Source organism: Halodesulfurarchaeum formicicum (assembly GCF_001886955.1).
Classification (GTDB): Archaea; Halobacteriota; Halobacteria; order Halobacteriales; family Halobacteriaceae; genus Halodesulfurarchaeum; species Halodesulfurarchaeum formicicum.
The window spans coordinates 1234901-1246300 of record NZ_CP016804.1; the positions used below are offsets into that span (position 1 = coordinate 1234901).

The 11400-nt window shown below is 62.5% G+C and carries 12 protein-coding genes; 7 read left to right on the plus strand and 5 right to left on the minus strand.

Features of this window, described 5'->3' with window-relative positions; translation table 11 throughout:
* Nucleotide 1: 1 nt before the first annotated feature.
* On the minus strand, nt 2-862 hold the full coding sequence (locus HSR6_RS06430) for a hypothetical protein (protein WP_071933154.1): 861 nt from the start codon (nt 860-862) through the stop codon (nt 2-4).
* A 119-nt stretch (nt 863-981) separates the two neighbouring features.
* On the opposite strand from HSR6_RS06430, the gene HSR6_RS06435 reads away from it, so the two are divergent.
* Nucleotides 982-1599 (plus strand): ArsR/SmtB family transcription factor, encoded by a 618-nt coding sequence (locus HSR6_RS06435; protein ID WP_070365086.1) that lies wholly within the window; start codon nt 982-984, stop codon nt 1597-1599.
* A gap of 61 nt (nt 1600-1660) precedes the next feature.
* Nucleotides 1661-3382 (plus strand): dihydroxy-acid dehydratase, encoded by a 1722-nt coding sequence (gene ilvD / locus HSR6_RS06440; protein WP_083258869.1) that lies wholly within the window; start codon nt 1661-1663, stop codon nt 3380-3382.
* A 4-nt stretch (nt 3383-3386) separates the two neighbouring features.
* Here ilvD and HSR6_RS06445 read toward each other — a convergent pair whose 3' ends face one another.
* Nucleotides 3387-3800, minus strand: coding sequence for a TRAM domain-containing protein (locus HSR6_RS06445; RefSeq protein ID WP_070365087.1), 414 nt, complete (start codon nt 3798-3800; stop codon nt 3387-3389).
* Between the two features lie 240 nt (nt 3801-4040).
* On the opposite strand from HSR6_RS06445, the gene HSR6_RS06450 reads away from it, so the two are divergent.
* Both HSR6_RS06450 and HSR6_RS06455 read left to right on the plus strand, forming a co-directional pair.
* Nucleotides 4041-5597, plus strand: coding sequence for a methylenetetrahydrofolate reductase C-terminal domain-containing protein (locus HSR6_RS06450; RefSeq protein WP_070365088.1), 1557 nt, complete (start codon nt 4041-4043; stop codon nt 5595-5597).
* 70 nt (nt 5598-5667) lie between these two features.
* Nucleotides 5668-6258, plus strand: coding sequence for a hypothetical protein (locus tag HSR6_RS06455; RefSeq protein WP_148661817.1), 591 nt, complete (start codon nt 5668-5670; stop codon nt 6256-6258).
* Here HSR6_RS06455 and HSR6_RS06460 read toward each other — a convergent pair.
* On the minus strand, nt 6249-7142 hold the full coding sequence (locus tag HSR6_RS06460) for a universal stress protein (RefSeq protein WP_070365090.1): 894 nt from the start codon (nt 7140-7142) through the stop codon (nt 6249-6251). The two genes, HSR6_RS06455 and HSR6_RS06460, sit on opposite strands and share 10 nt — an antisense overlap.
* A gap of 84 nt (nt 7143-7226) precedes the next feature.
* On the opposite strand from HSR6_RS06460, the gene HSR6_RS11005 reads away from it, so the two are divergent.
* From HSR6_RS11005 to HSR6_RS06470, 3 genes are all read left to right on the plus strand, one after another.
* A complete protein-coding gene (locus HSR6_RS11005) occupies nt 7227-7385 on the plus strand; it encodes a hypothetical protein (RefSeq protein WP_157754382.1) in 159 nt (52 codons plus the stop codon).
* A gap of 56 nt (nt 7386-7441) precedes the next feature.
* Nucleotides 7442-7723 carry a hypothetical protein gene (locus HSR6_RS06465; protein WP_070365091.1) on the plus strand — a complete coding sequence of 94 codons (282 nt, stop codon included), beginning with the start codon at nt 7442-7444 and terminating at the stop codon, nt 7721-7723.
* 103 nt (nt 7724-7826) lie between these two features.
* Nucleotides 7827-9293, plus strand: a complete 1467-nt coding sequence (locus HSR6_RS06470) for a PAS domain-containing sensor histidine kinase (protein WP_071933155.1) — start codon at nt 7827-7829, stop codon at nt 9291-9293.
* 21 nt (nt 9294-9314) lie between these two features.
* Here HSR6_RS06470 and HSR6_RS06475 read toward each other — a convergent pair whose 3' ends face one another.
* On the minus strand, nt 9315-9743 hold the full coding sequence (locus HSR6_RS06475; RefSeq protein ID WP_070365093.1) for a PAS domain-containing protein: 429 nt from the start codon (nt 9741-9743) through the stop codon (nt 9315-9317).
* Nucleotides 9744-9798: 55 nt separating this feature from the next.
* Nucleotides 9799-11343: an alkaline phosphatase family protein gene (locus HSR6_RS06480; RefSeq protein ID WP_070365094.1), complete on the minus strand. Its 1545-nt coding sequence runs from the start codon at nt 11341-11343 to the stop codon at nt 9799-9801.
* Nucleotides 11344-11400 lie beyond the last annotated feature (57 nt).

Here is an 11400-nt window from a genome sequence, read left to right on the forward strand (position 1 = left end):
GTTAGGAAGCCGTTTCGCTCGCTTCCGTCCCGCGGATTTCGACCAGGCGGTCTCGGATCGCGGTTCGGAAGCGTTTCGGATCCGAATCAGCGATCTGACCCACCGATTTGTATCGCCGCTGGGCCAGTGCAGCCCCGATCACGTCAGTGGCCGCTTCGATCCCGACCGAATCGAGGGACTGATCAGTCCCTTCGAGAAGCGACCGGGCGCTGTCCGCGGTAAGATGCGCTCGGAGCCACTCGTCGAAATCCGGGACGCCGGCCGACTCCGGAGATTCCCACGTGGTGTTCTCGAAAGGCGTTCGGGCGTGTCTGACGGCTCCGCCGTGTTTCTTCCGAAAGACGACGCCGGCGACCTGTTCGTCCGCCCACCGTGACCTCGGGAGTTCGTAGGATTCAGGCGAGAGGTCCCGTGCAGGCACTTCCCGCTCAATGGTCGGGGCCGTCCACAGGCCGATTCCCTCGAAAACACGCTCGGTCACGTCGAGAGTGGTGTACTCCCCGGCAGAACCATCCCAGATATCCACTCCCAGTGCTGGTGGGAGGCTGTCGAAATCGTACTCGATACCGATCGAGAGCGGCGCGAGCAGGTAGAAGGTGTACGCCCCGGCGTCATCAGCGGCGTTGCGGAGCCGATCACGGTCGAGGTTCGACCGAACGGCTTCGATGGCTCGACGAAGCGACCAGGGGGGTTCCCCGGCTTCGAACTCACCCTCGGGGCCGGCGAAGGTGAGCAATCCCGACTCGTCCATCCGAACCGCAACGGCCCGCCCGAGGACGAACTCTCGAACCCAGAAGTGCCCATCCGCGAAAAACCCGTCCGGACGGTCCGCCATCGGCGTCGTCCCGCGGTAGTCCCACATCAGGCCCATCCAACGGGGACCGGACACATAGGGGCACCGGCCACCCCGAAAGGCTACAGTCACTGTTTGATCCTCTGGTGAAGTTTTAACCCACCGGTGAGTACAAAAGGAAAGTAGCCATGTCGAGCCCGCTCACCCAGATTCGGCCGGGGGAGTCCACTGCGGCCACCGAGCCCAGAGTCGTTTCCCTGGACGGGCCGAACGTGGACGCGGTCTTCGAAGCCCTCTCTTCGGCGACCCGTCGACAGATGCTCGAACATCTCTATGAAGACCCGGCCACGCCCTCCGAACTCGCCGACGCGACCGACACATCCCTTCAGAACGTCCACTATCACCTGGAGAAACTCGGCGAGGTCGACCTCGTCGAATCAGTCGGCACGCGGTACTCCGAGAAGGGGGCGGAGATGTCCGTTTTCGCCCCGACCAGCGATCCCCTGGTGATCGTCGAGGGCGAGGACGCTCGATCGGAAATGGAGAACAAACTCAAACGGATGATCGGCGGCTTCTCGGCGGTTTTTGCGGGCGGGGTCCTCGCACAGTTCGCCCTCGGTGAGCGGATCTCGCCCGGGGAGTCGAGTGGCGATCAAGTCATGCTCCAGACCGCGACGGACTCCGCGAACGCGACACCGGGCCTGATCGAGCAGATCGGGAATTTCCTCGTCGAGCCCGGAGTGATGGTCCTGGTCGGTGGGTTGCTCGCACTCCTCGTCCTCGAAGCTGTCTATCGACGGCAGTGACCAAATCTCGCTTTGATCGGGTGGGTTAAGGCTCCCCACGACCAGGTACGAACAGACTAGGATGGCCGACTTTACCGAGAAGGACAGCGACATGCGGAGCGCGACGGTAACCGAGGGTGTCGATCGGGCCCCACACCGCTCGCTCTTCCGGGCGGCAGGACTGGACGACGAGGAGATCCATCAACCGCTCATCGGAGTGGCCAATTCATGGAACGAGATCGTGCCCGGCCACGTCCACCTCGACGAACTCGCGACCCACGTCAAAGACGGGATTCGCGAGGCCGGTGGGACCCCACTGGAGTTCAACACGATCGCAGTCGACGACGGCATCGCCATGGGTCACGAGGGCATGCGTTCGAGTCTGCCCTCCCGGGAGACGATCGCGGATTCGGTCGAGTTGATGGTCAACGCCCACCAGTTCGACGGGCTGGTCGCGATGGCCTCGTGTGACAAGATCGTTCCGGGGATGTTGATGGCCGTGGCGCGGCTCGACATTCCGGCCATCGTCGTCACCGGCGGCCACATGGCTGCCGGGAGTTTCGACGACGAACCGGCGGACCTGGTGACAGTCTTCGAGGGCGTGAGCCAGCACCACGAGGGCGAGATGAGCGACGACGAGCTCTACGAGCTGGAGTGTTCGGCCTGTCCGGGCGAGGGGTCCTGTGCTGGCATGTTCACGGCCAACACGATGGCCTGCGTGACCGAGGCGCTGGGCCTCTCCTGGACGGGGTGTGCGACCTCTGGAGCGACCGACACGGCGAAACAAGAGATCGCACACAAGAGCGGTCGCGAGATCCTCCGGCTGGTCGAGGAGGATATCCGGCCCTCAGATTTGCTCACCGAGGAAGCCTTCGAGGATGCCCTCCGGGTGGACCTTGCGCTGGGCGGGAGTACCAACACCATGCTCCACGTCCCGGCAGTGGCTGCGGAGGCCGGTCTCGACATCACCCTCGAGGACTTCGAGAACCTGGCCGAGGAGACACCCCACCTGGCACACATGAGTCCGGCCGGCCCGTGGCGGATGGAACACCTCCGGGACGACGGTGGGGTGCCGGCCGTCATGGCGGAACTCGAAGCCGAGATGCATCAGGACCGGGAGACGGTCGACGGCATCACGATTGGCGATCGGATCGAGAACGCGGACAAACGCGGCATGGTCATCCAGCCCCGGGCAGATCCCGTTCACGACGGAGGAAGTCTGGCCGTTCTCGATGGCAACCTGGCCCCGAACGGCGCGGTCGTCAAGGCCGGTGCGATGGACGAGTCGATGCATCACTTCGAGGGTCGGGCCCGGGTGTTCGAATCCCAGAATGCGGCCCTGGAAGCACTAGACGGCGGCGATATCGACCCGGGAGATGTCATCGTGATTCGCTATGAGGGGCCGCGTGGTGGGCCCGGCATGCCAGAAATGCTGGAGCCGACATCGAAAGTCAGCGGTTCGCCCCGGCTCTCCGGAGAGGTGGCCTTGATCACCGACGGGCGGTTCTCTGGGGGCACACGGGGGGCTGCGATCGGGCACGTGAGCCCGGAAGCCGCGTCTGGCGGTCCCATCGCGCTGGTCGAGGAGGGCGATCAGATCCTGATCGACGTCGAGGCGGGCCGACTCGAACTCGACGTTCCGGCGGCGACACTCCGCTCGCGAGCCGAGTCGTGGTCGCCGCCAGAATTGGATATGTCCGGCGTGCTGGAGAAGTACGCGGCGATGGCAACGAGCGCCGCAACTGGCGGCGTGCTCGAAGCCCCGTCACTGGACGGGGTCGAGATCCAACTGCCCAGGGAGTAACCGATCAGATCGCTTCGATATCAGAATCCGACGGGGTCCCATCGACCGGTTCGGCCCGGGCGAAGCGCGGGCCGACACTCACGACCTCGACCGTGACAACATCCCCGATCGCCGTATTCGGGACGAAAACGACGTAACCGCCCTCGACGTAGGCGATCCCGTCCCCTTCCTCACCTTTCGAATCGATCTCGACTTCGAGGGTATCCCCCTCGTCGACCGGTGGGGTCGAACGCTCGGTGGGGCTGGATTTCGACCGAGTCGGTCCCTGAGAGACCGATCCCAGGACGGCAAAGCGGTACACCGAGTCGGGGTCCAGTTCCCCCACTTCGAGTTCGCGCTCAGGGATCGAAATCACGTAATCACCGTTTGCTCGTTCGATTTCGGCGGAAAAAACTGCAAGCAGGTCGTCCATGGACATGACAGTATCGAAGAATCACCGGTGACCAGTATCAACGTTTTGATTCGTCCGCGGCCATCCGATTTCGGTCGTTCAGGGCTATTTTTCCAGGATGAAAACGTTCAAGATTGCATCCGGCCTAGTCGCTGTTACTGCGATGTCCAGCACGTGTCGACGCCGAATCACGACAGGCCGGTCGGGCGGGATGGGGAACAGCGACGGAGCCCGACCTAGTCAGGTGGTGGGCCGGAGGGTGAACCAATGACCAGACAGGACTTTCGTGCGGCTGTGGAGGCCGATGACCGCTTCGCGGTGACCTGGGAGCTGATTCCCGGACGGGGCTCCCACGAACCCCAGCAGGAGGAAGTCTTCGAGGACGCGGAGACGGCGGCCTCGGGCGATGTCGTCGACGCGGTCTCGCTAACGGATAACCCAGGTGGGACACCCGCGCTCTCGGCCGATTACCTGGGGATGAAACTCAAAGAGCGGGGCATCGAACCGCTCGTCCACTTCACCACCAAGGACAAGAATCGGAACCAGATCGAAGGCCTGCTCCACGCCCTGGAGCGCGAGGATATTCACAACATCCTGATAATGAGCGGGGACCACCAGGGGCCGGCCTTCGAGGGCCAGGCGAAAGCCGTCTATGACCTCGATCCGGTCCAGACCCTGGATTTCGTCTCCGATCTCAACGACGGGTTCGAGTTCGAGGACAACTTCGGACGACACAACGAACTTGCCGAGACGGACTTCTTCCCGGGCGCAGTCGTCTCCCCGTTCAAGCGTCTGGAAGCCGAGTTGATGCCCCAGTACTGGAAACTGGAGATGAAGGTAGAGAAGGGGGCCGAGTTCATCATTCCACAGGTCGGGTTCGACGCCCGGAAGTTCCACGAACTCATCAAGTTCATCGACGAGAAAGACCTCGACGTGCCGGTCATCGGCAACCTCTATGTCCTCGATCCCGGCTCGGCCCGGGCGATGAACGAGAACCGGATCCCCGGGGCCATCGTCACCGACGACCTCCGCGAGGAGGTCGAAGCCGAACAGGAGGGCGAGGACCCCCATCAGGCGATGCTCGAACGTGCGGCGAAGATGTACGCCTTCATGAAGGGCATGGGCTTTGCGGGGGTCCACATCGGCGGGCACGCTGCGGATTACGACGATGTCGAGTACATCGTGGAGCGCGGCGAAGAGCTCGCTCCCGACTGGGAGGAGTACGTCTCCGAGTTCGACTTCCCGATGGAGGACGGCTTTTATTACTACGAGCGGGACCCGGAGACGGGGCTCAACGCGGACGAACACGCCATCCTCCCCGAGAACCCCAGCACCGGGCTGAAGTACAAGGGCTTCAAGGTCGCCCACGAGCTGATGTTCGAGCCTGACGGCCCGCTGTTCGGCCCGATGCGCTGGTTCTCGAAGAAAGTCGACGATTCGGCCCTCGAAGAGCCCTTTACGACCTTCGAGCGGGTCACCAAGACCATCTCGAATGACTGCCAGGAGTGTGGCAACTGTGCGCTCTTCGATATGGCCTATCTCTGCCCGATGTCCCAGTGTCCGAAAAACGAACGCAACGGCCCCTGTGGCGGAAGCTACGACGGCTGGTGTGAGGTCTATCCCGGCGAGCAGGAGTGTATCTACGTCCGGGCCTATCGGAAGCTCAAGGCCGACGGCGGCCTCGAGAAAGCGCGTGAAAAACTTCGGGACACCTACATCCCGCCGCCCGACTACGACCTGGAAGGGACCTCTTCCTGGCTCAACTACTACCTGGGCCGGGATTACGCCGGCAAGCGGGTCGGAAACGAAGTAGCGGACGACTGAACAGGCCTGTTCTCAAAGGGGCCTTTGAGGCTCCGAAACGGTGACGCTGCTGGGCCCCCTCGAGGCCACTATGGAGTACACACGCCGGTCCACGCTTGGGGCCCTCGGTAGCGGGGTCGCCCTCTCACTTGCCGGGTGCCTCTCGGCACCTGGATCTGGCTCGGGAATTACGGAGACGGAGACAGTCCCGCTAGCGGTGCGAGGCACCCGCCCAGCCTGGCACGACGAGGGGGTCGTCGGACACGCCGTTCTCGTCGCAAGCGACGAGGATCAGGCAGCAGCCCTCGAAGCGTTCGATCTCCCGGGCGAACGGGTGGCTGCTATCGAATCGTCACTCGAGGGCCCCGACTACCAGACCGAACGGGTGTTACTCGTCGAGTCAGTCGGCCCGTCGGCCTGTTACCGGACGGTAGAATTCGAGAACGTTCAGCTGATCGACGGCACGCTCCAGGCCACCGCCCGGGTCGTCGAGTCAGGTGACGAAGACGCCTGTGCGACGGTCATCACTTATCCTTCGGCACTGTTGCGAGTGACCGTCGATGGAACGCCACCGGAAAACGCCGAAATCACGGTTCGTAATGGGTGGGGCGACCAGGAGACTGACTCGGTTAGCGCGGGGGACGGGATCGACGGACTGGTCCCCGAATCGAATCAAGACTGAGAGCGCGGGACCACGAGTGTCGGCACGTCGATCGAGCGCAACACCGTACTCGTGACACTTCCCAGCAGTTGACGGCGGACGTTCGAACGACCGTGTGATCCCATCACGACTAGATCGACGTTCTCGGCCGCGGCGGTCTCACAGATCGCCCCGGAGACACCTTCGAAGTCCTTCGACCGGCGGACCATCGACTCTACTGACAGGTTCGGCTCCGTCGCCTGAACCGTCTCCGCTGCCGCCTCGGTCGCCGTCTCGGCCCGACTCTCGAGGGCCTCGATAAACTCCCCGTCGAGGCCACCAGCGTTGAACACGCCACCTGCTCGCTGGAGGTCGACCACGGAGAGAACGGTGACCGACGCGTCGAACTGGCTCGCCAGCGCAGCAACGTGTGGGAGTGCGATGTCGGCGTTTTCGCTCCCGTCCGTCGGAACGAGAATCCGCGACGGGTCGAAATCGGACTCGTCTTCCCCTGGCCCTGGATCCACCAGTACCGGTATGTCCCCACGTTCGAGGACCCCTTCAGTGACACCGCCGAGAAGCCGGCGAGACACGGACGACCGACCTTGCCGACCGAGAACGACCAACGGGTTCGTCCCGCTGTCGAGTGCGAACTCGACGATTCGATCGGCAGGCCGTCCCTCGAGCAGGGTACTCGAAATCCGGACGTCCTCGGCTTGGGTCTCGATATCGGCGAGTAACTGCTCGCGGTCCGAACGGAGTCGATCACGACCGGCCCCGGATCGCAACGCGTCGAGAATCGAGGCTTCCAACACGGTCACTACGTCGATCGGGACCGAGAGGGCCTGGGCAAGCACAAAGCCCGTCCGCGCGGCGTGGGCCGCCTCCGCACTCGAATCGACGGCGACGACGATCCGGTCGTACATATCAACGGAGTGGCGTGGAACCCTCTTCATGCTTTCCACGGGTCAGCACCTGGATTCAAGATACTGCTCTCCCAAGGTGTACGTATGAGTTTTGGCGACAACCGACACGCCGTCGACTGCATGAACACGAGCTGCAAGTACAACAGTTCCCGAACCTGTGGGTACTCCGGCCGACTGGTGATCGACGCGGACGGCAACTGCGAGATGGAACAGGACAGTTACCACCGCGATCAGTTCCCGTGACCGCTACCCGGGTAGTTGGGCACAAATTTTTCTATCGGGCCGACAAACCTGTTAGTATGAAAATGAAACTCCTGACGGTCCTGCTCGGCGTCGTCGGATCGGTCTTTCCCAGGCGCGTGATCGAAGTGTCGAAAACCATGGCACTCGGACCGAGCTATCGAAATACCGAGGATCTGGAGCCCCGGCAGTGGTTCGTCACAGCGGTCCGAATCCAGTCGCTTTTGGTCCTGCTCGCCGGCGTCTACGCGCTCCGCCGATCCGATGGGGCCGAGTTCGAAGTGCCGTCGAAACCGACGCTGACACCGATGGAATCTGACACTGAATCCGAAGAAGAATAACCCGAATCAACCGATTAGATACCATCGGAACGAAGAACAGTTATGTTTTAGTTCTGAGTACGCCCAACCAAGAGCACTCGACCGATCCGAAACCCCTCCCCCCATGGACAACACCCAATCAGGCACCGATGAACTGTTCGAACGGACGACACAGGGGGATGTCTATCGAGAACTGTTCGAGGCGCTGCCTGATCCCGTCCTCGTGTTCGACCCGGAAACAGGCCGGGTCGTCGAGTGCAACGCGCAGGCGACAACGCTTTTCGGTTATTCACGAGCCGAGCTCCGGGGCACCTCGATTGCCACGCTGAGTTCAGACCTGGGAGCACACTCCCGGGACCGGGCCACCGACGTGTTCAAGAGGGCCACAGATGGCCAGCCGATAACGCTGCGCCGGCAGGCGACTGCTGGGGACGGGAGTGTCTTCTGGGCTGCGATCACGCTCCAAGCAACTGATATCGGCGGTGAAGAATACGTGCTTGGGACGGTCCGGGACACCGGCGAAACGGTCAAAGAGGAAGCCGACATCCGAGCCTTCAAGACGGCCGTCGAGAACGCCGGCCATTCGATCTACTGGACCGACACCGACGGCACGATTCAGTATGCCAACCCAGCTTTCGAGGAGATCACTGGGTACGACCGGACCGAGGCTGTCGGTCGAAACCCACGCATGCTACAGTCCGGGGAGATGAGCGACTCCTACTACGAAGAACTCTGGGAGACGATCCTCGCCGGGGAGACCTTCCAGCGAGAGGTCGTCAACGAATCGGCCGAGGGCGAACGATTCGTCGTCTCTCAGACCATCGCTCCGATCGAAGGTCCCGCGGGGGACATCGAACGGTTCGTCGCCGTGAACAGCGACATCACGGAACGAAAGCGCCACGAAGAGAAACTCGAGGCCGAGAAGGAACACGTCGAACAACTCCACCAGCGCCTCTCGGTTATGAACCGAATTCTCCGTCACGACATTCGGTCCTCGGTCAACATCATCAAGGGGAACGCGGAACTCGCCCGCTCCTCCACCCAGAAGCTTGAATCCGCCCTCGAGACGGTCATCGACGAGTCCGATCGCCTCCGTCGAATCGCCGAGAGCGTCCGTCACATCGAGAGTGCAATCGACGACCACGGGTCCGAGAAAAACGTCATCGACGTGGCGACCCGGGTGAAGACGAAGGTCATGGGCTTCAAAAACGAATATCCCGACACGACGATTTCGGTATCGGTCCCCGATTCGGTGACTGCAAGTGCCCGGGAACGGTTCGATCTCGCCCTCGATCACGTGCTCTCGAACGCCGTCAAACACAACGATCGAGACTCCCCCACTGTCGAAGTGACCGTGACCGACCCGCCGGAGTCCGAGACGGTGGAGATCACGGTGGCCGACGACGGCCCTGGGATTCCAGACGCCGAGATCGACCCGCTGGAGGCCGGACGTGAAACGCCCCTCGCTCACTCCAGTGGGCTCGGGCTCTGGCTCACCCAGTGGATTGTCACGGTCTCCGATGGAACGATCTCGTTTGAAGAAAACGATCCGCGGGGGACGATCGTTCGGATCGAACTCCCCAGTGCGTGATAACGGCTCGGAACCGACCGATCAGGTGTCTTCAGGCTCGGGGATCCGACGGGTCGTGCCCACGATCCGCTCGGGCGTTCCATCATCGTTCAGGACGACCTCTCCCTGTCCTTCGAGCCAGATTTCTTCGTCGTCCAGGGTCAGGGGATACCGCACGTGGTACGAGGAACCCTCATCGATGGCTCTCTCGAAGGCCTCGACGACATCCTCGCGGTAGGCGGTGTGGACCCGCTCGATGAAGTTCTCGAAGATCGGTTCCAACTCGGTCGCGTCCACCCCGAAGAGCGTCTCGAACGCGGGATGGCGATCGACGGTGTCCGACTCGATGTCCCACTCCCAGGCATAGGTCTCGGTGGCCTCCAGGGCTTCCAGTAGCGTATCCCGCAACGCTTCGAGGGATTCGACGCGGTCTTCGAGCTCACGGATTCGTCTGGTGCTATCCGATGGCATATGTGAGTACTATGTGTGCCAGTACCAAGGAACTATCGGCCGTTTCGAACTGAGCCTACTCCATGTATCCCAGTTGTTGGAGGCGCTTTTCGACCGTCGTACTGTCTTCGTTGCCCGCTCGCTCGTCGAATGCCAGCGGTTCCCGGTGGTCCCAATCTGACTCGCCCGCGAGTATCGGGAGCACAGACCCGTTCATGTCGGTCGGCACGTCAGTCCCCTGGGCGGCCAACACAGTCGGAGCGATGTCGAGAATGCTGATACGATCAAGTTCGCCGTGGGGTTCGAAGGACGGACCGTTCGCGACGAAGATCCCGAAGGGGGTGTTCTCCGCCGCCCAGCGATCCGGACCGGACATGATGGTGCCTCCCCCGATTCCATCATTGACGTGGACGCCGGGGCGCTGGTCGACGACGATTTCCGGCGCGCTATCAAGGAACGGACCGCTGTACACCTCCTCGCCGGGATGAACGGCCGTAAAAATGGGGCCATGTTCGTCCTCGACCTCGCGAAGGTCGGCCATGAGCTGTTCCCGAACCGAATCGACGTCGAAGGCAGGGTTGAGGTAGACCGGCCCCTGACCGCTGGCGACCGCCTGTGTCTGCTCCAGGTCGATCGCTTCGAGCTTTCGCTGTCGTTTGAGCCCGTCAGCTTGTGGGACGAGTTGCTGGAGGCGTTCGGGAACGATCGCCGCGAGGGTGTCGACCAGGCCGAACCGTTTTGCGATCCCAAGGACGGTCTCCCGGTCCAGTCCCAGTTGTTGCAACGTGTCGTCGACGGTCCGATTGTGGGTCTGATAGCCGTTCTCGGCGAGCCACTCGTTGATGTAGAACTCAGTCGTCGTGGGAGCGCTCCCGTGATCGGACATGAGCACGACGTTCGTGTCCTCCAACTCCCCAATCCGGCCGAGCCACTCGTCGACGAGGGTCCAGGCCCGCCTGGTCGGCTCCTCGTCCCAGAAGAAGTGGTGGAGCACGTTCAGATAGAACAACGTCAGGTGCACGAAATCCAGATCCCGCTCCTCGAAGAGGGAAAGCGCGGCCTCGAAGTGCGTATCGAGCAGCTCCAGGATGGCCTCGACCTCCGCACCCCGTTCGTCGTTGCCCGAGAGCAGCGGATCGGGATGAACCCGATAGTCGAAGCGATCCTCTAGCTCAGCAGCTAGCTCCGGCGGCGAGGTGTAGCCGGAGTCGATGGCCCGGTACTCCCCCTCGGCGGCGTCGGGCCCGCCACAGACGATCGGCCCGTCGATCTCCCGGGGCGGATACATCGTCGGCATGTTCACCACGCCAGTCGACTGGCCCGCGTCGTTCAGGTAATCCCAGAGTTCGACCGTCTGGAAATCACTCCCGTCGGCCACGTCGATGGTTCCAGCCGCCAGATCGACGTGCTCGAACCAGTAAACCCCGAAGCCGCCCGGGTTCTTCCCGGATGAATAACATTTCCAGTTGGGGAACGTCACCGGTGGCAGTTCACTGCGCGTGCCGGCCCAGGTTCCCGTTTCCCTGAGCCGTTCCAGATTCGGCAGTTCACCGGCCTCGATCCAGGGTTCGAGCAAGCGCCAGCTCGCCCCATCCAGGCCGACGACGAACGTTCTCGTCATTGCTGGCACCTGGGGACGAAGCCTCAATTTTGTTTCGTCACGCGTGGACTGATCGAA

Coding starts and splice junctions, on each gene's coding strand:
- HSR6_RS06430 (WP_071933154.1), bottom strand. CDS start 862: ATGTGGGACTACCGCGGGACGACGCCGATGGCGGACCGTCCGGACGGG.
- HSR6_RS06435 (WP_070365086.1), top strand. CDS start 982: ATGTCGAGCCCGCTCACCCAGATTCGGCCGGGGGAGTCCACTGCGGCC.
- ilvD (WP_083258869.1), top strand. CDS start 1,661: ATGGCCGACTTTACCGAGAAGGACAGCGACATGCGGAGCGCGACGGTA.
- HSR6_RS06445 (WP_070365087.1), bottom strand. CDS start 3,800: ATGTCCATGGACGACCTGCTTGCAGTTTTTTCCGCCGAAATCGAACGA.
- HSR6_RS06450 (WP_070365088.1), top strand. CDS start 4,041: ATGACCAGACAGGACTTTCGTGCGGCTGTGGAGGCCGATGACCGCTTC.
- HSR6_RS06455 (WP_148661817.1), top strand. CDS start 5,668: ATGGAGTACACACGCCGGTCCACGCTTGGGGCCCTCGGTAGCGGGGTC.
- HSR6_RS06460 (WP_070365090.1), bottom strand. CDS start 7,142: ATGTACGACCGGATCGTCGTCGCCGTCGATTCGAGTGCGGAGGCGGCC.
- HSR6_RS11005 (WP_157754382.1), top strand. CDS start 7,227: ATGAGTTTTGGCGACAACCGACACGCCGTCGACTGCATGAACACGAGC.
- HSR6_RS06465 (WP_070365091.1), top strand. CDS start 7,442: ATGAAAATGAAACTCCTGACGGTCCTGCTCGGCGTCGTCGGATCGGTC.
- HSR6_RS06470 (WP_071933155.1), top strand. CDS start 7,827: ATGGACAACACCCAATCAGGCACCGATGAACTGTTCGAACGGACGACA.
- HSR6_RS06475 (WP_070365093.1), bottom strand. CDS start 9,743: ATGCCATCGGATAGCACCAGACGAATCCGTGAGCTCGAAGACCGCGTC.
- HSR6_RS06480 (WP_070365094.1), bottom strand. CDS start 11,343: ATGACGAGAACGTTCGTCGTCGGCCTGGATGGGGCGAGCTGGCGCTTG.